The 18402-nt window shown below is 32.9% G+C and carries 16 protein-coding genes and 1 pseudogene; 9 read left to right on the top strand and 8 right to left on the bottom strand.

Features of this window, described 5'->3' with window-relative positions:
* The first annotated feature begins 2 nt into the window (after positions 1–2).
* On the top strand, positions 3–998 hold the full coding sequence (gene pseB / locus LS81_RS00475; protein WP_034347557.1) for a UDP-N-acetylglucosamine 4,6-dehydratase (inverting): 996 nt from the start codon (positions 3–5) through the stop codon (positions 996–998).
* Between the two features lie 467 nt (positions 999–1465).
* Here pseB and LS81_RS00480 read toward each other — a convergent pair whose 3' ends face one another.
* The 4 genes and pseudogenes from LS81_RS00480 to LS81_RS11800 form a co-directional block, all read right to left on the bottom strand.
* A complete protein-coding gene (locus LS81_RS00480; RefSeq protein ID WP_034347555.1) occupies positions 1466–1708 on the bottom strand; it encodes a NifU family protein in 243 nt (80 codons plus the stop codon).
* Positions 1709–1726: 18 nt separating this feature from the next.
* Positions 1727–2638: a PDC sensor domain-containing protein gene (locus LS81_RS00485; RefSeq protein WP_034347553.1), complete on the bottom strand. Its 912-nt coding sequence runs from the start codon at positions 2636–2638 to the stop codon at positions 1727–1729.
* A 220-nt stretch (positions 2639–2858) separates the two neighbouring features.
* Positions 2859–3539 (bottom strand): HP0838 family lipoprotein, encoded by a 681-nt coding sequence (locus LS81_RS00490; RefSeq protein ID WP_034321248.1) that lies wholly within the window; start codon positions 3537–3539, stop codon positions 2859–2861.
* A gap of 73 nt (positions 3540–3612) precedes the next feature.
* A pseudogene (locus tag LS81_RS11800) lies at positions 3613–3966 on the bottom strand (LPP20 family lipoprotein); the annotation flags it as partial.
* 810 nt (positions 3967–4776) lie between these two features.
* Here LS81_RS11800 and LS81_RS00500 point away from each other — a divergent pair.
* From LS81_RS00500 to LS81_RS00515, 4 genes are all read left to right on the top strand, one after another.
* Positions 4777–5517 carry a disulfide isomerase gene (locus LS81_RS00500; protein ID WP_233715829.1) on the top strand — a complete coding sequence of 247 codons (741 nt, stop codon included), beginning with the start codon at positions 4777–4779 and terminating at the stop codon, positions 5515–5517.
* Positions 5518–5519: 2 nt separating this feature from the next.
* Positions 5520–6329 carry an imidazole glycerol phosphate synthase subunit HisH gene (locus LS81_RS00505; protein WP_034347550.1) on the top strand — a complete coding sequence of 270 codons (810 nt, stop codon included), beginning with the start codon at positions 5520–5522 and terminating at the stop codon, positions 6327–6329.
* A gap of 34 nt (positions 6330–6363) precedes the next feature.
* Positions 6364–7950, top strand: coding sequence for a CCA tRNA nucleotidyltransferase (locus LS81_RS00510; RefSeq protein ID WP_034347548.1), 1587 nt, complete (start codon positions 6364–6366; stop codon positions 7948–7950).
* 162 nt (positions 7951–8112) lie between these two features.
* A complete protein-coding gene (locus LS81_RS00515; protein WP_034347547.1) occupies positions 8113–8658 on the top strand; it encodes a hypothetical protein in 546 nt (181 codons plus the stop codon).
* A gap of 216 nt (positions 8659–8874) precedes the next feature.
* Here the strand turns inward: LS81_RS00515 and LS81_RS00520 are convergent, their stop codons facing one another.
* Positions 8875–9453 (bottom strand): phosphorylase family protein, encoded by a 579-nt coding sequence (locus LS81_RS00520; RefSeq protein ID WP_034347546.1) that lies wholly within the window; start codon positions 9451–9453, stop codon positions 8875–8877.
* Positions 9454–9510: 57 nt separating this feature from the next.
* Entirely contained in the window at positions 9511–10407 is an 897-nt protein-coding gene (locus LS81_RS00525) for a DUF2156 domain-containing protein (RefSeq protein WP_034347545.1), read from the bottom strand.
* A gap of 140 nt (positions 10408–10547) precedes the next feature.
* Between LS81_RS00525 and hisD the strand changes: the two genes are divergently transcribed.
* The 4 genes from hisD to gltS all read left to right on the top strand — a co-directional run bounded on the left by hisD (position 10548) and on the right by gltS (position 16273).
* On the top strand, positions 10548–11906 hold the full coding sequence (hisD, locus tag LS81_RS00530; RefSeq protein WP_034347544.1) for a histidinol dehydrogenase: 1359 nt from the start codon (positions 10548–10550) through the stop codon (positions 11904–11906).
* A 166-nt stretch (positions 11907–12072) separates the two neighbouring features.
* A complete protein-coding gene (locus tag LS81_RS00535; RefSeq protein WP_034347543.1) occupies positions 12073–12300 on the top strand; it encodes a hypothetical protein in 228 nt (75 codons plus the stop codon).
* Positions 12269–14029 (top strand): asparagine synthase (glutamine-hydrolyzing), encoded by a 1761-nt coding sequence (asnB, locus tag LS81_RS00540; protein ID WP_237022180.1) that lies wholly within the window; start codon positions 12269–12271, stop codon positions 14027–14029. Before LS81_RS00535 ends, asnB begins: the two co-directional genes overlap by 32 nt.
* Before the next feature lie 1002 nt (positions 14030–15031).
* Positions 15032–16273, top strand: a complete 1242-nt coding sequence (gene gltS, locus LS81_RS00545) for a sodium/glutamate symporter (RefSeq protein ID WP_162846237.1) — start codon at positions 15032–15034, stop codon at positions 16271–16273.
* A gap of 370 nt (positions 16274–16643) precedes the next feature.
* Here the strand turns inward: gltS and LS81_RS00550 are convergent, their stop codons facing one another.
* Both LS81_RS00550 and LS81_RS00555 read right to left on the bottom strand, forming a co-directional pair.
* Complete coding sequence (locus tag LS81_RS00550) at positions 16644–16970, bottom strand: hypothetical protein (RefSeq protein ID WP_034347643.1); 327 nt, start codon at positions 16968–16970, stop codon at positions 16644–16646.
* 470 nt (positions 16971–17440) lie between these two features.
* The gene (locus LS81_RS00555; RefSeq protein ID WP_034347644.1) at positions 17441–17995 is read right to left on the bottom strand and encodes an outer membrane beta-barrel protein; all 555 of its coding nucleotides are present in this window, start codon (positions 17993–17995) and stop codon (positions 17441–17443) included.
* Positions 17996–18402 lie beyond the last annotated feature (407 nt).

Raw genomic sequence — 18402 nt, forward strand, 5'->3', positions numbered from 1 at the left:
CTATGTTAAACAACAAAAGCATACTTATCACGGGTGGTACTGGTAGTTTTGGTAAAAAATTTGTCGAAATCGCACTAAAACATTATAAGCCAAAAAGGCTAATTGTATATAGTCGTGATGAATTGAAACAATATGAAATGGCACAGGTTTATAATGATAAGTGTATGCGATACTTTCTAGGTGATGTGCGTGATTTGCAACGTCTAGAATCTGCTCTAAAAGATGTAGACATCTGTATACATGCAGCCGCCCTAAAGCATGTCCCAATTGCTGAATATAATCCTATGGAATGCATTAAGACAAACATTCATGGTGCAAGTAATGTCATTGAGGCATGTTTGAAAACAGGCGTGAAGCATATTATTGCTCTCTCAACTGATAAAGCCGCAAACCCGATCAATCTCTATGGTGCGACAAAGCTTTGTAGTGATAAGCTTTTTGTAAGTGCAAACAATATTAAGGGTGATAGTGCTGCAAAATTTAGCGTTGTTCGTTATGGCAATGTTATTGGTAGTCGCGGCAGTGTTGTACCATTTTTTCGTAAGCTTGTTAGCGAAGGGGCAACAGAATTGCCAATCACTGATGTAGATATGACACGCTTTTTTATCTCGCTTGATATGGGTGTTTATTTTGTAATCAAAAATCTATCCCGTATGCACGGCGGAGAAATCTTTATCCCAAAAATCAAAAGTATTAAAATCACTGACTTAGCACATGCTATCGCACCACATGCAACATTTAAAATTATAGGTAAAAGAGCGGGAGAAAAACTCCACGAAGTTATGATAGGCGAGGATGATTCTCATCTTTCTTATGAGTTTGATGACTTTTTTATAATATCACCCAGCATTATGTTTCAAACGCCAATTGATTATACAACAACGCTCTTAAATGAAAAGGGTAAAAAGCTCCCACCACATTTTACCTATGCAAGCAACACAAATACACAGTGGCTCACTAAGCAAGAATTATTAGATGAGCTTGCCAAGCTACCTTAAACTTGCAGTGGGCATTCGAGGTTTTTATAGATAAAATAGGAAGTTCTATATATTTTAACTAAAGTGCTGCATTAAAGGTTTTAGATTCTATTAGAGGAAATCTGATATTGTTATATTAATATATCAGCACTACTTACAGAAATATAGGCTTAGATTCCACTACGCCTCATCATACAAAACATGACAAGTTATATTGACTCATAAAAACAGATCTTTCTATCATTTCAATGAAGATTCTTAAAAACTGCAAGAAATAATTCCTAGATTATATCTTTTATGCAGATTCACAGGGATTTCAAACAAAAATTTTAAAAAAGTCATTAGATTTAGTTTATTCTTTTTAGCCTTATTGCTCATCTATCTAAGATATTCATAAACTTGTAAAGCACAAAAAAGCATACTTCTTGACTAAAACGATGAAGACTAACTCACCTTTAATGTTGCACTCTTGTATTAAAAGTCTATCATCAAACCTCACTGACTTTAATATCGGGGTGAATATCTCTTTGTAAAGTAGCTAAAATCGCATTATGTAGAGTTACATTCTTACTTGAACAGCCACTACATGCACCACGAAAACGCACAAAAACACATGCATTCTTGATTTCTACAATTTCAATATCTCCACCATCTTTTACAAGCATAGGACGCACACTATTAATACTTTGTGTAACTGGAGCTAAAAGTTCACTATCGCTAAATGGAAACATATCTTATCCTTCATATTATTAATCTTTATTTTGTTGTGCTGCAAAAGAAAGTTTTACATATATTGCTAATGCGATAAGAAGCACTGCAACACCCAAAATAAGCCATACTGCATACATAAGCTTCTCTGGAGAATCAATACTAAATTTAAATACAAGCATTAAAGCCTCAATCGCTAAGGCCACGATAATAGAGCCCAAAAATCGTATCATTGTCCTATGCACTGTATAAGTTTTCTGCCCAGTATTTTTTCCCAATACTTCCTCTTCAAAAATAGCTTTCACCAAATCAAATATAGCAAGAGCTAAGGTTAAAAGTATGGTGGATTCAAAAATATCTTCTACTCTAAAGTCATTAAATTGCAACAAGTCTTCTGACCATAGTTTGATTATACCTTTTACAATCAAAATAATTGAAACAAAAGCGAGTGAAACAGAGCATAAAAAATACATAGCAATACTAAAATTAGAAAAGATCCCAAAAAATAAACTGGGCGAACTAATCTTTATTGCATCACGCAAATGAATGTCAATACACACCACAAAAAGTAATTCATGCATATCATTATACACTGGGTAAGCAGCGGTTACGACAAGATCGCCATCAATCCTTGATGGATAGGGGTTTGTAATAATACATCGCTTCTCTTCTATGGCTTCATAAAAATATGCACGATTAGAAAAATTCCTATTTTCATTCGGCAATGAGCCATTGGGCTGCAAAATATCACTTAGTTGTGTGCCATTTTTGTCTAAAATATACATAGAATCAAAAACTTTAATCTCATCTTTAATACGTGTAAGCCCTTCTAGTGTGTTCTCAAAGCTAGGATTTGGCATAAAATTCTTAATATTTTGTGTAAAAAGATATACCATATATGCGCGCACTTCATAACGCACCTTTGAATAAGTTACAATATCTCGTGAAAGCATTTTTTTCCTTGATATAGTTAAGTTCTATATGTCGCAATTCTAGCATAAAAGCATATACGATTATGCCCTTTATGTTATAAAGCAATCACTCTAGACTCAAGTCTGATGGTTTATAGAACTCATCATATTTATACAAAAATGTTAATAGTTAGGAAGATAAAAATAACAACCTTATTTTATGTTAGATAAAATAAGATCTACAATGGTCGTTTAAAAGGAATTATTGTGGGAGTTTAAGTGTGTTTTGTATGCCATTATCTGGAGACAAAGGTATATAGTCATCAACCCCAATGGTTACTCCTGTGGACATATTTTTAAACAAAGTGTGGCCCGGCTTTCTTTCATAATAAATCATTTCACCTGATTGTTGGAATCTTTGCACCGAAACTCCATTGGGACCTACCTGCTTCCCTTTGCCACCAAAAATATCTCGCCCAAATAGAATGTCTTCAAACAAATCGCCATAACTCACTTTTCCAAAAAACTTCTTAGAGATAGGCCATTTATAACTACACTCTGTAAGCACACACATTCTCCCTGCCTTAATGCGAATGCTGCCAATAGTCTGTGCATACTTAAAAAGTTCTAGTTTTACAAGTCCGCTTTTATAAGTATTAAGCCTTCCATAATCATAGAACTTGAAAGGTGCAGTATTAATATAGAGTAATTTTACACTACTTGTAATAAGGTTTTGTGGTTCTTGCTCTTGCGGAGTAAATACATTTTCAGCTTGTGCACTTGCTGTGCCTCCATTCATCATAGGGTCATAAATGCCATCTGGATTCTTTGGATTGGTAAGCTCGTGGTCGCTCTTCCACGAACACGCCGCTATAAACAATCCTAAGACACATACGCTAAAACCTTTAGCGATATAAGCACAACTGCTTCGCAATTTACACATTCTAAGCCTTTTTGTTTTTTACATTCCGTAATATTAACACATTCTATTGAAATTGGCAATTATCTTATAAAAATTAACCATTATTCAAAACACGATGCCAAATTCTACCATCAAGTTTTACTTCCATATTTACTTGACATAAACCATCTTTATATGCTGTCTCTGTAATTTCTGCATTTTTAATTAACGCTTGTACTCTACCTTTAATAGTGGAGTTTTGTGCAATTGCATCGCGAATTGTATCGTTTGCATTGATTCTAATACCATACATTTTTTCACCAATTTGTCTATATGCATCAACGATTGCTGCACGCTTTGCCAAGGCTAAAGCTTGTGCAGGAGAAATCGTAGATTCTGGTGCTACACCCATACCAACTGCTTGAATTTCAATAACGTTATTTGGAGTTAGCAATGGAGAATTCTGAATCCCAACAGACACATCGCTATCGCTTACTCCTCTTCTCATATCGCTAAAGCTGTTTGCATTTGATCTATCAAACCCTTGCTCATAACCACCACTACCACTTCTTGTATTACGTGAATAATCACCTCTATCATAGCGAGGAGCTGGGTTATAATCATACTGTGAAGGTGGGACTGCTGGACCTGCTTGCATTGCCATTGGATATGCGGTTTGCACTGATGGAGCTGCCATTGGTGGTGTTGTTGGCTGTGCTACAATGCCACTATTGCCAACAGGTGTTGAAGCCATAAGACTAGGATTTGCATTGTAACCAACAGGTGGATAAGTAGGCACAGATAAAGGTGCTAAAGCTGGACCTGCCGCAGGTGGAACTAACGCAGCATTATCTACACTTGAACCGCTATCTACACAACCAGTTAAAAAAGCTACAGAAATAACTGAAGCCGCCAAAATTGTCTTTTTCATATTTAATGTCCTTATTAAAGAGTATTTGTGCAAACCTCGCACTTGAAACGTATGAAGCAAAATATGTGCCAAAATAAAATTTTATGTAAAAATAAAAAGTATTTTGTATTTTTTATAAATATATATTGTTTAGAGGATCAAAACCATATCTTGATTCCACCTAATGTTGTATGATATAGGTAAATCTCGTTTTATTTTTATAGAATTCCTCTAATAAGCTATGAAATTAAGGTTTATTTATGATACTAAGTTAGGTTTCTATGGTTTTTAGTAAGCTTTTATTGTATTATTATGTTATTATGATTTACGTGCTAGAATACTAGCATATTTTATTTTGGAGCATATAATATGAGTATGAAAAGGAAAATTACAACATTGATGATATTAGGTATCAGTATAAATCTAGCAAACGCAAGTAAAATTACTGATATGATACAAAAACAAACAGGGCAAGTGACAACGATTCTAAAAGAACAACAAATGAGTCAAGATAGTAACCTTAAATTATTAACACTCAAGGATAACTCAAGCGGATATAAAGTGCTTGCTGTCACAAATAGCCAAGAAAGCATTTTCTTACCTATTACACAGGCTTTTTTTACAAGTAATGATAAGGATAGAGAGCTAGTCGTCCAAGAGTTTGGATCAATAACTAATTACAATATGACTTTCAAAACACAAGCTGCGGTAAAGAAAGAGATTGCAAAATTGCCACAAGATTTTATTGTAAGCTTAAAGGGTAAAACAAGTAAAAAAGTATTTTATATTATATCCGATCCACTTTGCCCACATTGCCAAGAAGAGCTAAAACACTTAGATGAGCGACTAAAACAAGGTGATGTCAAAATGATACCTGTTGGCTGGATGGGTGCAGAATCTGCAAATAAAGTAGCCGAACTTTATGAAAAAATGAAGAATCTAAAAACAGATTCCGAAAAAATAGCGCTACTCAAAAAAGTTTATGATAAAAACTATAAAGCACCAACTGCAAAAAACGCAACACTAACAAAAGTGCAAGAAGTTGTTCGCTCTCTTATGGGCAAGGGAAAAGCTGAAGGCACACCTTATATCATAGAGGAGGATCTATAGTTTTGCGAATTGGAATAGTTGATTATGGTGTAGGTAATATCGCAAATGTTATACGCTGCTTGGAGCATGTAGCCACAACAGAATCTATTGTGCGTGTTAGCTCACATAAAGACATACAAGCATGCGATAAGATCGTGCTGCCTGGCGTTGGAGCATTTGGTAGTGCCATGGAGCACTTGGTTGTAAGAGGTTTAGATGAATCTTTATGTGAGTATGCAAAGCGTGGTCGCTATATGCTTGGGATCTGCGTTGGAATGCAATTGCTCTTTGAGAAAAGTTATGAATTTGGTGAATATAAAGGGCTTGGATTAGTGAAAGGGTTTGTTACACCTTTTGGTTCAGAGGCTTCAATAAAATGGCATATGCAAACAAATATAGATTCAAAAAATACAGAATCTAAAAACCTAAGTTTTACATCTTGTGCAAATACAACATGTGATTCAGAAATGTATAATAGTGAAAGTTTAGATTCTGATGTTTATAAAAACATACAAACACTTTATACAAAAAGTAATGCTAAAGAAAATGCCACAAAAGGCACACATTTAAAAATACCACATATTGGCTGGAATAAAAACTTTATCAAAAAGCCACATGATTTATGTACTTCGCTGGGAGATTCTTTTTATTTATATTTCGTGCATAGCTATCATGTGTGCTGTAATCCTAGTTTCATCATTGCAACTTGTGATTATGGAATCTCATTTCCTAGCATTATTGGACAAGATAATATTCTAGGTATACAACCACACCCAGAACGCAGCCATGAGATGGGATTTAAACTCATGCGTAATTTTTTGCAGCTTCGTTAGATTTTTACATCATGCTCTTTAAATTTGAGTAAGTATGCAAAGCTATATTTTATCCATACAGATACCAAATCATGTGATCAATATTTTAAAGATTCTAGAAGCTCATCACTTTGAAGCGTATATTATAGGTGGTTGTGTGCGTGATAGTTTGCTTGGTTTGCAACCTAAAGATTGGGATATCACAAGTAATGCAACACCCACGCAAACTCAACAAATTTTTGACTTACATCAAGACTTTGAAATCATTCCCATTGGTTTAAAGTATGGCACTCTAGGAATTAAAGACAAAAATACAGGAGATATTGTAGAGATTACAACATATCGTACAGATGGTGTATATAAAGATGGAAGACGACCAGAAACTATACAATTTGCACAGACATTGCAAGAAGATATATCTCGTAGAGATTTTACAATAAATGCACTCGCATGTAAAATAATACATAACAATATATTAACAAAAGGAGATGCTAAGGTTATACCGCCTTTACAATGGAACATACACCCTAACAATTATATCCTAAATCCACTACTCTCACAACATGTGCCATGGAAGCAAAACTCTACACTTAGTTTAAATGATTACAAGAAATTGGATTTAAATAATAAAATCTTAGATTCCACACACACATCATGCCTTATACAACTACTTGATTACCACAATGGAATCAAGCATTTACAAGAAAGAAAAATCGTATGTGTAGGCAACGCAAAAAAAAGATTTTTAGAGGATTCGCTACGTATCATGCGATCTATTCGCTTTACTTCTGTGTTGCCCTTTGCCTTTACACTTCATAATGAAACAAAACAAGCAGCCCTATTGCTTACTCCACGACTTTCCTATATTGCTAATGAACGTATTCTTGCTGAATTCACAAAACTCTTATGCGGACAATATGCATATAAAATATTGCCTGAATATCAAAGTATAGTTCTATTTATCTTGCCACATCTAAAGAATTTAAGTCCAATGCAATTACTCCACAATTACAACACACTGAAAATTGCACCAAAAAACACTATTCTACGGCTTTCTTTACTATTTTGCCCCACACCATATTCAAAAGATATATATAAAAATAAAGAAAAATTACAAGAATACCTGCAAAGATATAAAGCTATCTGCAAACAGTTACATTTTGACAATAAAACTATACAAATAAGCCACACATTATTACAGCTTCTTTGTGATACAAATATATTTACAACGCAAAAAAGAAAAATAACATTAAAATACTTATTACTACAACATGATATACAGATAATATCACGACTAATATTGCTATACACAATCTTACAAACAACATATGAACGTAACTTTAGAGAATCTAGTCTGAAAGATTCTGTAGAAACTCCGCCATATAACATGAAAAAAATATGTGCCCTAACACAAGATTTAAATGAAATTATTATTACAAAAGAGTGTTATAAATTATCACAATTAAACATCAATGGCAACGCATTGCAAGATATTGCGAAATCTCTAGGCATTTCAATGGAAGGAAAGCAAATTGGCATACTTTTAACAAAGCTACTACATGCAGTTATAGAAGAAGAGATTATAAATACATATGATTCGCTAGAAAATATAGCAAGAGTATATATTACAAAATTATCATAGAATCCAATTATTATGATTATTTGAAACACAGAGTTATATTACTATTTATGAAATTTTATATGATGGCAATGGCTTAATATGCTGAAATTTTGCTATAATACGCGAATTTTCATCTCACTATTTATCAGCATTATTGCAATAATATTATACAAAGGGGTTCGCTTGTTTAAAAAAAAGAAAATTTGGATGAATGTGCATTTATATCTTAGTTTATTTTTTCTTCCAGCAGCATTACTTTATGCAATAACTGGTTCGCTTTATCTTTTTGGTATTAAAGAAGAAGCAGGGGCTACTATCCATGAGATAAAAATACAGCCTCTACCAAAAGGAAAAGAGCAAGAGACTATATTACAGATTCTAAAAGAGAATAATCTCAAGATCCCAAGCAATACGACTTTAAGAATGGCACGTGGGAATCCTAGCATGGGTTCAATACAATATAGCATTACAGTAACAAAAGCAAAAGATGGTTCAACTGTTTTGCGTGCGATTGAGCGTGGATTGTATGGTATCTTACTCTTGATGCATAAAGGTAAAGGCGGATTTTATTTTGACATTATAGCAGTCAGCTTTTCTGTATCATTACTTTTATTTTATTTCAGTGGGCTTATTATCACTACATTTTGTAAAAATAAAAGAAAACCTGCTTTACTTGCTTTTTTCGGTGGACTTGTTATTACAGGGTTTATGATCTTCTTAAGTATATAGACTTTCACAGAGCCTAAGATATTAACCAAGCTAGGTAAATAGGCTCAACCTGCAAATAAATATTTTTATTTAACTTCACTCCACTATTTGTATATCAGCATCTAATCAAACAGATAAGAAGAAAAATATTATCAATAGATCGTTACTCATTCTTTATATAGAATTGCCTAAAATAATTCTATATAATTCATGGTATATAAAAACCTTATGGTGGTTTTAAACAAGGTTAGCTATAAAATCATGCAACTTTGTTTTTACAAAACTATGATTTTGTATAAATTCATTATGTGCATTTTTGCCAACAAAGTTACTCACACAAAAGATTCCAATACATGGAATCTGAAAATATTGTGCAACCTTTAGAACGCTAAAAAACTCCATATTTTCAAGTGTAATGTTTGCATGATACATCATGATATTATATTGATCTGTATTGGTAATATAGTTGCTCGAATTCACAACTACTTGTGGTAGCTTTTGAATTTCATCATGCAAACCTTGTATAAATGTTTCATGTGAAACATTATTGTTTATCTCAAGCCCTATACTATTGTCAATTGGGGTATAAGCATGATCGTCCAAAAAGCTAAGCTCAATTTGTGTGGCAGTATAGCTATACGCCATAGAGCCTATATTCCAATTAGGATTATAACACCCTGCACTACCTAAAAATACGAGCTCTTTTGGTGCATACTGCAAACAAATTTTTGTAAGCCCTATAGCACTATCAATCAAACCGATACCAATATTTTTTGCAAATACAAATTGCTCACTCTCACCTGCACAAATAAACATCATACCACCTAACTTCTAAAATACCTCATATAAAACTTACAATTAAAAGCACATATTTTACACAATACTTAGTTCATATTTTTCTAGGATAAATTCTGGATTATAAGATAGTTTGGCTTTACGTAGCCCTTCTATCCCTAAATCCTCCTCACGATTTACGTATGTAATATCGCTAAAACAATGCAAGAGAAGTTGCTGATTAATCGCTTGATATGCACCACGATAATTAATATCTGCTTTTTCTATATGAATAATACAAAGATTCTGTGAAATTATCTCACCAAAGCTAAATGCAATAATGTTATCATTAAAACGTAAAAGTCCACCTAAAAGCCCCAGGTTTGAATAATTTTCAAATACACTTATGATACCTTTTGACTCATTTTGTAGTCCAATATCACTTCCAGAATTATCCCATTTTTTCCAAGTCTCTAAGAGCTCATTCGTATTATTTTCATCAATATTTTCAAAAGTAAAACCACGATATTCATCAAAAAATCTATTCAAATGATTCTTTTTTTTATGGTATTTTCGTCCAGTAAGCTCAATTAAATCTTGTGTTTTATAGATATAATCACTCCTATCACGATTTAAAACAGGCATTATTGTATCGCCAAATACCTCATATAATACATCTAAATTTTGTTTCTCTACTGAATGGAATACTAATTTTTGCCCTTTTTGTTTATAATAACTGTAAAGTGCAAACAATGCGGCTTTTTTATCTCCACTACCAATAGGAAAAAAACAAAATGGTTCTTGATTAGTATAAGTTGTTTCTATAACAAGACAATCATAAAGAATACAAAAAGCTATCTTCCTTGCTAAACGCCAAATAAAGAGATTCCCAAAAGATATATCAGAAATCATAAAATTTTCTTGTTTTAGATATGTATTAATTATTGTCTTATCTTGTAAAGTAATGTCTTGAAATACGATAGCTTGTTTTTCCATATATATAATGCCTTTTTTATAACAGAGTAAAAGCAAAATTCTATCAAAGTTTCGCTAAGATTATTACAAAAACAGCCTACTTTATAGTTTGTTTGCTATAATGAAAACAAATGATAAACACTAGTATAAAGGAATGTAAAATGATTAAGATATTAGACATACATGAAAAAGATTTTGAAACTCAATTTAACATACTCTTGGAACGAGCAAATATAGATATGGATAATATTATTCCCCAGGTGTTACAGACATTACAAGATATTAAGCAGCGAGGTGAAGCGGCTCTATTAGACATTGTAAAAAAGTATGATGATTGGAATCCAAAGACTTTTGATGATCTAAAAATCACAAAGGAAGATACATTGAGTGCCTATAAAAACCTTGATCCAAAAACCAAGGATGCATTGCAAATTGCCTATGATAGAATCTATACGTTTCATGCAAAGAACGCCCCAAAAGGTTTTATTTATCATGATGAATATGCAAATATGTTGGGACAAAATATCATGCCTGTTGAGCGTGCTGGTATCTATATCCCTGGCGGTAAAGCCTTTTATCCAAGTTCACTTCTAATGAATGCAATCCCTGCAAAAGTAGCAGGTGTGAGAGAAATTATTATGGCAAGTCCAACACCACACAACCACATTAACGAACTTGTACTTGCGGCAATGTATCTTTGTGGTATCAAAGAGGGTTATAAAATTGGTGGAATCGGTGCTATTGGTATGTTTGCATATGGTTTTGGAGATACAAAATGGAGTAAAGATTCTCTTTTTTCTGACACACAAACAACAAGTAAAGGCTTTAAAAAAGTTGATGTTATCACTGGTCCAGGAAACATTTATGTAGCAACTGCAAAAAAACTCGTATTTGGGGAAGTCAATATTGACATGATAGCAGGTCCTAGCGAAATTGGAATTATTGCAGATTCTCATGCAAATAGTGATCACCTTGCAATAGACATGCTTTCACAGGCAGAGCATGATGCAATGGCAAGTGCTATATTGATCACAGATGATAGGCAATTAGCTTATGAAGTCGCACAAAAAATTGATGTAAAACTAACTAGTTTAGCACGCAAAGCTATTGCACAAAAAAGTATACAAGAAAGAGGAGCGATTATTATTGTTGAGAATCTAAAGCAAGCAGTAGCATTAATGAATGCTATAGCACCAGAACATTTGGAAATTGTGACAAAAGAGCCCTTTTCACTTCTAGGTGAAATTAAAACTGCGGGTGCGGTATTCTTAGGACACTACACGCCAGAGGCAATTGGTGATTATCTCGCGGGACCAAATCACACACTGCCAACTGGCGGTAGTGCAAGATTCTTCTCGCCACTTGGAGTAGAACACTTTTGTACGCATAGCTCGCTCATTTCTTTTTCAAAACAAGGTATTGAAAAACTTGCGACACCTTGTGCTACCCTCGCAGAAATGGAAGGGCTTGAGGTACATAAACTCTCAGTGCTTTCACGTCTAAATTCTACAGAAAAATAACTCTGGGACTGATATTCTATATTTATTAATTTTAATTGCTAGGTGTATGTACCTAGACTCATTTGCTTCCAAAGCTTATAGGTTGCAATATCATAAAACCTTGACTTATAGTAAGGTTATTGTTTTTAATGTATAATTTATCCCTCAATCCATAAAAAGGTAAATTATGTGTGGTATTTTAGGCACAATTCCATCAAGCAATACAAAGATGTTTGAGAAAGCATTAAAGACGATAAATCATAGAGGTCCAGATAGTAGTGCAGTATTTCATAATGGAAACGTAAGTCTTGGTCATGTGCGATTAAAAATTGTTGATTTGAGCAACAGGGCAACACAACCAATGCACTTTCCTCTAAATACTAATGATGTGGGGGGGGGGGGACATATCGTATAAAAATGCAACGCATCTTCACATAAAGTATAGTCTAATATTTAATGGAGAGATTTATAACTTTTTAGAACTACGTGATGAACTAATAGCAAAGGGATACATATTTCACACAGAATCTGATAGTGAAGTCTTACTTGCTAGTTATGATGCTTATGGTAGTGCATGTTTAAATAAATTTAATGGCATGTGGGCATTTGCTATATTTAATCATGAAACAAAAGAACTTTTTCTATCACGTGATAGGTTTGGAAAGAAACCACTCTTCTATACATTTACTACTAATGAAAGTGGTGAAACTAGCTTTATTTTTGCTTCTGAAATGAAAGCAATTTATCCATTTTTACAAGAAATAAAACCTTCTAATCATTTTAATGATATGATACACAATAGGATATATAGCTATGAATGTGGCAAACATACGCTAGTAGATGGCATTAAACGCTTTCCACATGCACATTTTGCAACCATTAATTTAGATTCTATACAAAATGGTATAAATGATCTTAAATTACAAAGATACTATCACATACTTGATAATATGTTATACAACCCACGAGCACCAAAATCTTACAAAGAAGTTGTTGCAGAGTTTCGTCATTTATTCTTTGATTCTGTTGCATTAAGAATGCGTTCGGATGTAAATCTAGGGACAGCTCTTAGTGGTGGAATTGATTCTAGTGCTACAATATGCACCATGTCACATGTAAGTAAATATATGGCGCAACATACAAGGCAATCTAATAATTGGCAACATGCGTGTATTGCTTGTTTTAAGGACACGCCATTTGATGAAAGTCAATATGCTAAAGCAGTATGCGACCATATTAATATACAAGGTGAATTTTTAGAGATTAATCCCATAGCTCATTGGGATAAAATAGAATATTATTTCTATCTTTTTGAAGATTTATATACTACAAGTCCTGTTCCAATGATCGCAACATATCACGCTATAAAACAAAAAGGCGTCACAGTAACCCTTGATGGACATGGTGCGGATGAACTTTTTAGTGGTTATGGACACATAATGCATGCTTTATGGGATGCAAAATACAACATGAAACAAGTAAGAAATATCTTATATACTTTAAATGATTCGAGTGAAAAACCAAAACAAATACTAGAACTTTATAAAGATGGAATCAAATTTCTTTTATCAAAATTTAACAAAAAGATAAGAAATAAGCTATATGCACCCTATGACTCTCATCCGAACTTTAAAAAACTTGATTATTTCTCAAAATGGCTTTTCGAATTATTTGATCAAAGCGTATTGCAAACACTTTTAAGAAATTACGATCGGTATTCTATGATTAATGGCGTAGAAGTGCGTATGCCTTTTTTAGATCATAGGATTGTAGAGCTTGTTTTTAGCCTACCCTACACATATAAAATTAGAAATGGTTATACAAAAGCATTGATTCGCGATGCCTTGCATGATATTATGCCAGAATCTGTTATTTGGCGTAAAAGTAAAATGGGGTTTGTTTCACCTATTGTGCAATGGATGCAGAGAGATAAAAAAGAAAATGGATTAAAGGAATGGTTTTTGGATATAGCACACTCTAAGGATTTTCTAGAATGCAGCTTAGTAAGAAACCCAAAAGATTTACAAGCCCTCATCACAAAAGTATGTAATAAAAAGGAGAGTGACTACAGAGTAGGTGAGCAAATTTGGTGTGAAATAAATCCGTATCTATGGCAAAAATCTTTAGTATTTGCTAAAGCTTAATATGCTTATTATATCTTTTGTTTATTTTTGAAATAAGATGTTGTGTGATAAGATATAGAATGTTACTTTTTTGTAAGTTTATTGAAATATAAGTGGTAGTTTAGTAATTATTTTTATAAGATTATAGAGGACTGATTTATAATGAAAGTAAGCTTTGGCTGATATTTTATTTGTTTAAAATTTTAGATTTTACATGCTTATATCTTTAAATTTAAAATTTAGTTTATATAATTTAAACTTCAGGTTATATAAACTAAATGGATGTTAGATATTCGTTAAATCTATATGAGGTGCATGGGCTTTATAGTAAATACGTAAAGGTAGATAGTTAGATTTTAGATATTTTGTTAACTTAATATGGCAAGATAGTTATATACATTGTCACACCGGAGTTATAACAATATGTCTTTTTTGGATTTTACTATCTATTGTTTTTGTAAGTTTTGGTGCACAATAGCAAAAACTATATATCCAAATTTGCAAAAGCCTTTCTAAATTTATGTAAGTCTTAGTATAGAGATTACTTGAATATTGCTCTTGTTTAAAACAAGCTGTTATGTTCGTGTTAAATTCTCCATTATGTAGATGGCTATAAAGTTTTAGTGTAGTAATATGAAGAATCTAACTTCTGATTCTAAGATAGACAAATGTAGGATTTAGGATTTAACCTAGATATCGCAATCTTAATAGTAAGGATTTCTTATGAGACATATTTTATGCCTTTTCTTGTTTTTATGCGGATTATTTCCACTTTATGGAGCTGAAACCGCACAAGATTACGCAACCAAATGTGGTACAAATAATATAAAACTAGAAAAAATGGCTACATGGCGTGATGAATACAGAATTAACACGCAAAATGCTACGCTTTATGCCGCGCCAAATGAGCAATGTAAACTTGATGCAACTCTACCCATAGACACAAAACTAAAGGTGCTTGGTAAAGTAGGCGATTATTATTCTGTAACCTATACACACAATAAACAAACATTGCAAGGCTACATTGATGCACAAAATGCAAGTTTAAGCAGTATTGATTTTAATTTCTACTTCACACTTGTGTGTATGGTGGCTATTTTATTGCTTGGTAGATTTATTATTGAGCGTGTAAAGGTATTAAAAGATTATAATATACCAGAACCTGTTGTGGGCGGTGTCATCACTGCGGTTGTCATTTTATTAATTTATAAAACTCTACAGCTTGAATTTAAATTCGATACTTCATTATCAGAGCCCTTAATGCTTGCTTTCTTTGCATCAATTGGGCTTAGTGCAGATTTCTCCTCATTGAAAAAAGGGGGTAAAATGCTTGTTATATTCCTTATTATCATTGTTGGAGCACTTTTCTTGCAAAATATTGTTGGCGTTGGTATATCATATATCATGGGCGTTGATCCATTACTTGGTATGCTTGGTGGCTCTATTACTATGAGTGGTGGACATGGTACAGGTGCTGCATGGGCTAAGGTTTTTGAGGCAGATCCTTATAACTTCTCTGCTGCAACAGGTGTTGCCATGGCATGTGCGACTTTTGGGCTTGTTATGGGTGGGCTCATCGGTGGTCCAGTTGCACGCTTTCTTATTAAAAGACACAACCTTAAATTACCAGATGTAGAACATAATAACAATGATGAGAATGTGCATGGATTTGAAACACCAACAAAAGAAAGACTAATTACACCTATTAGCTTCATAGAAAGTCTTGCATTGATTGCAGCATGTTTATTAATAGGCAAGGTATTAGAGGATGTTATGAAGGATGTAGCTCCTGGTCTTAATCTCCCAACATTTGTATATTGTCTTTTTACAGGCGTAGTGCTACGCAACGCGTTATCAATACTAAATATTCACCAAGTGTTTGATAGAGAGGTTTCTGTATTGGGAAATGTCTCACTTTCTTTATTCCTTGCATTTGCGATGATGACACTAAATCTTTGGCAACTACTAGCCCTTGCATTACCATTGGTTGTCATACTTATATCACAAGCTGTGTTAATGATCCTTTATGCTGTTTTTGTTACATTTAGATTCTGTGGTAGAGATTATGATGCAGCAGTTCTTGCGGCTGGACATTGTGGTTTCGGGCTAGGTGCTACACCTACTGCTATGGTAAATATGCAAACAGTTACCTCACATTATGGACCAAGTCATATGGCATTCATTATAGTGCCACTTTGTGGAGCGTTCTTCATTGACATCATTAATGCAATTGTAATTAAAGATGTACTTTTATTGTTATTTTAGTATTTGCTTGCTATCCATTATACACTGTAATCTTAGCAGCCTATGAAAATAGGACTAAGGTTGCAAAGAATAGTCATAAAACTCATTACATTATATCTAAGAGATATCTCAAAAAAGTATTGTCTCTAGGATATCATGCAATCTTCAATATAGTCTTGATTTAAATAATATGAATTTATAAGGTAAGTAGTTAACACTGATTTATATCACTATGCTTAAAACTTAGAATCTGTCTAAAGATGGCTAACTCATCTTAATTTCCTTAATAAACTTATAAGAATTAAAATGTGTTGTAATATCAAATCAATTGCAAGAATTAGCATTGGCTAAAACTTGCAAAAAAATAAAAAAAAGGGGGGGGGTAACAAACTTATTTTGTTTTAAATGTAGCGGCTCTTCCTGTAACTCTTATAAGATTTTCACCAAAAGTTTTTGATACAATCTCGTAACGAGGTAATAATAAAGTATCACATTTATTATCGACAATAGCTTTATTTAATACCATAGCAGTCATATCTGGATTTTTAGCATCATAAGGCATCTCTGCACTTACAACATCACCAATATTAAAATCACTCCCACTAAACTGCACTAAATAACCCACATTAGAATCCACTTTTGTAGCAACAAGTGATGAACAACCACTAAGCAAAACAAGGGACAATACACTACTAGCACCAATTAACACTTTTTTCATATTTTTCCTTTTTTTATGTAGATATATCGCTTAAAGACGAAGTCAGGATTATAATACAAAAAAATAAAAAGTCAAAAATTTGATTAGGAGAATATGCTTTAGATTTAGAAATAAGTTTGGTTCATTGAAATATAAAACTCCGCATTTAACTCTTATGATTAGCAAGGCCCAATTTCTCAAATATAGAATTTATCGCTGCTTTAAACAACTATTTATACAGCATTAAAGGGCTTTTATTGTTGGCAATAATTGAATTGGTGTAAGAGATATATAGCTCTTCCTTTGTTATATTGTTTATATCAATTGCTTCAATATAAAGTTTAGCCATGGAAGAAAAAATCATAAATAAACATAAGATTCTAAGATAAATCCCAAATTATAGAATACCCTAGAATCTATACATCACACTCACACGTATGTCATTATCAAATAACATGACGTGTAAAAACTCCTAAAGGCCATATAACCTTTTAGAATAAGAATTTAATACCAGCTTGAACTGTAAGTGGTGAAAACATTGGTAACCCAACTAGAGAATCTTTTGCGTCCCATGTAATAATTGGTAATCTAGCTGTTAAGTCAAGTCGCAAATGCTCTGTTATACCAAAGGTTACACCTGCTCTACCAAATAATGGAATGCCATGCTCTTTGTATACATTACCAAATGAATGGTATTGATAACCCGCACCAACACCAGCAAATATACCAAAGCTAGGCACAAAATTTATCATCAAATCAATATTACCATCAACTGTAATAAATTGATTTGTTAACGCACTATCAAGCACATTGCCATAACCCGCACTAATAAATGCTCTTGCACCAAAATGGTTACTAAATAAAGATTCATAACCAAAATTTGCACTCACACTCCACGCATCTTGATAGTGACCATTCCATACGCTAGAGTTAGTCTTACCAGATGGGGCACTACCTGCCATGACATAACCACCATCAATACCTACAAACACCTTTGCTTGTGCAAGAGAAAGACTTAAGAGACCTAAGGCTAACATTTTTTTCATACGTTGCTCCTTAAAAAAAATCACATGGCAATAAATGGCCAGATACCAGTCATCTAAACTACCATAACCAAACTTAAGCAAATAATATACCTTTTATATTTTATGGGTAATAATCTTGATAATGAAAACTATTTATTTAAAATTTTACACATTAGCAGAAGCAAATAAGAAAAAGTTACTATTATTGAAATTATATATTGACCTACCCTACCCTAAAATATCTTACCCATTCTATTTGCTGAAGTGTACAAGCATACATCACATAAAGTGAAACAACAAGTAACCTAAACTCGCTTTATGATTAATAGAAACAAAATTATTCTAATATCATGATAATATAGAGCTTATTAAATTAAATCATATTAATATTGAGAATCTTCAACGCATTTTTTACAAATATCATGATT

The sequence above is a fragment of the Helicobacter trogontum genome (assembly GCF_000765905.2).
GTDB classification, from domain to species: domain Bacteria; phylum Campylobacterota; class Campylobacteria; order Campylobacterales; family Helicobacteraceae; genus Helicobacter_A; species Helicobacter_A trogontum.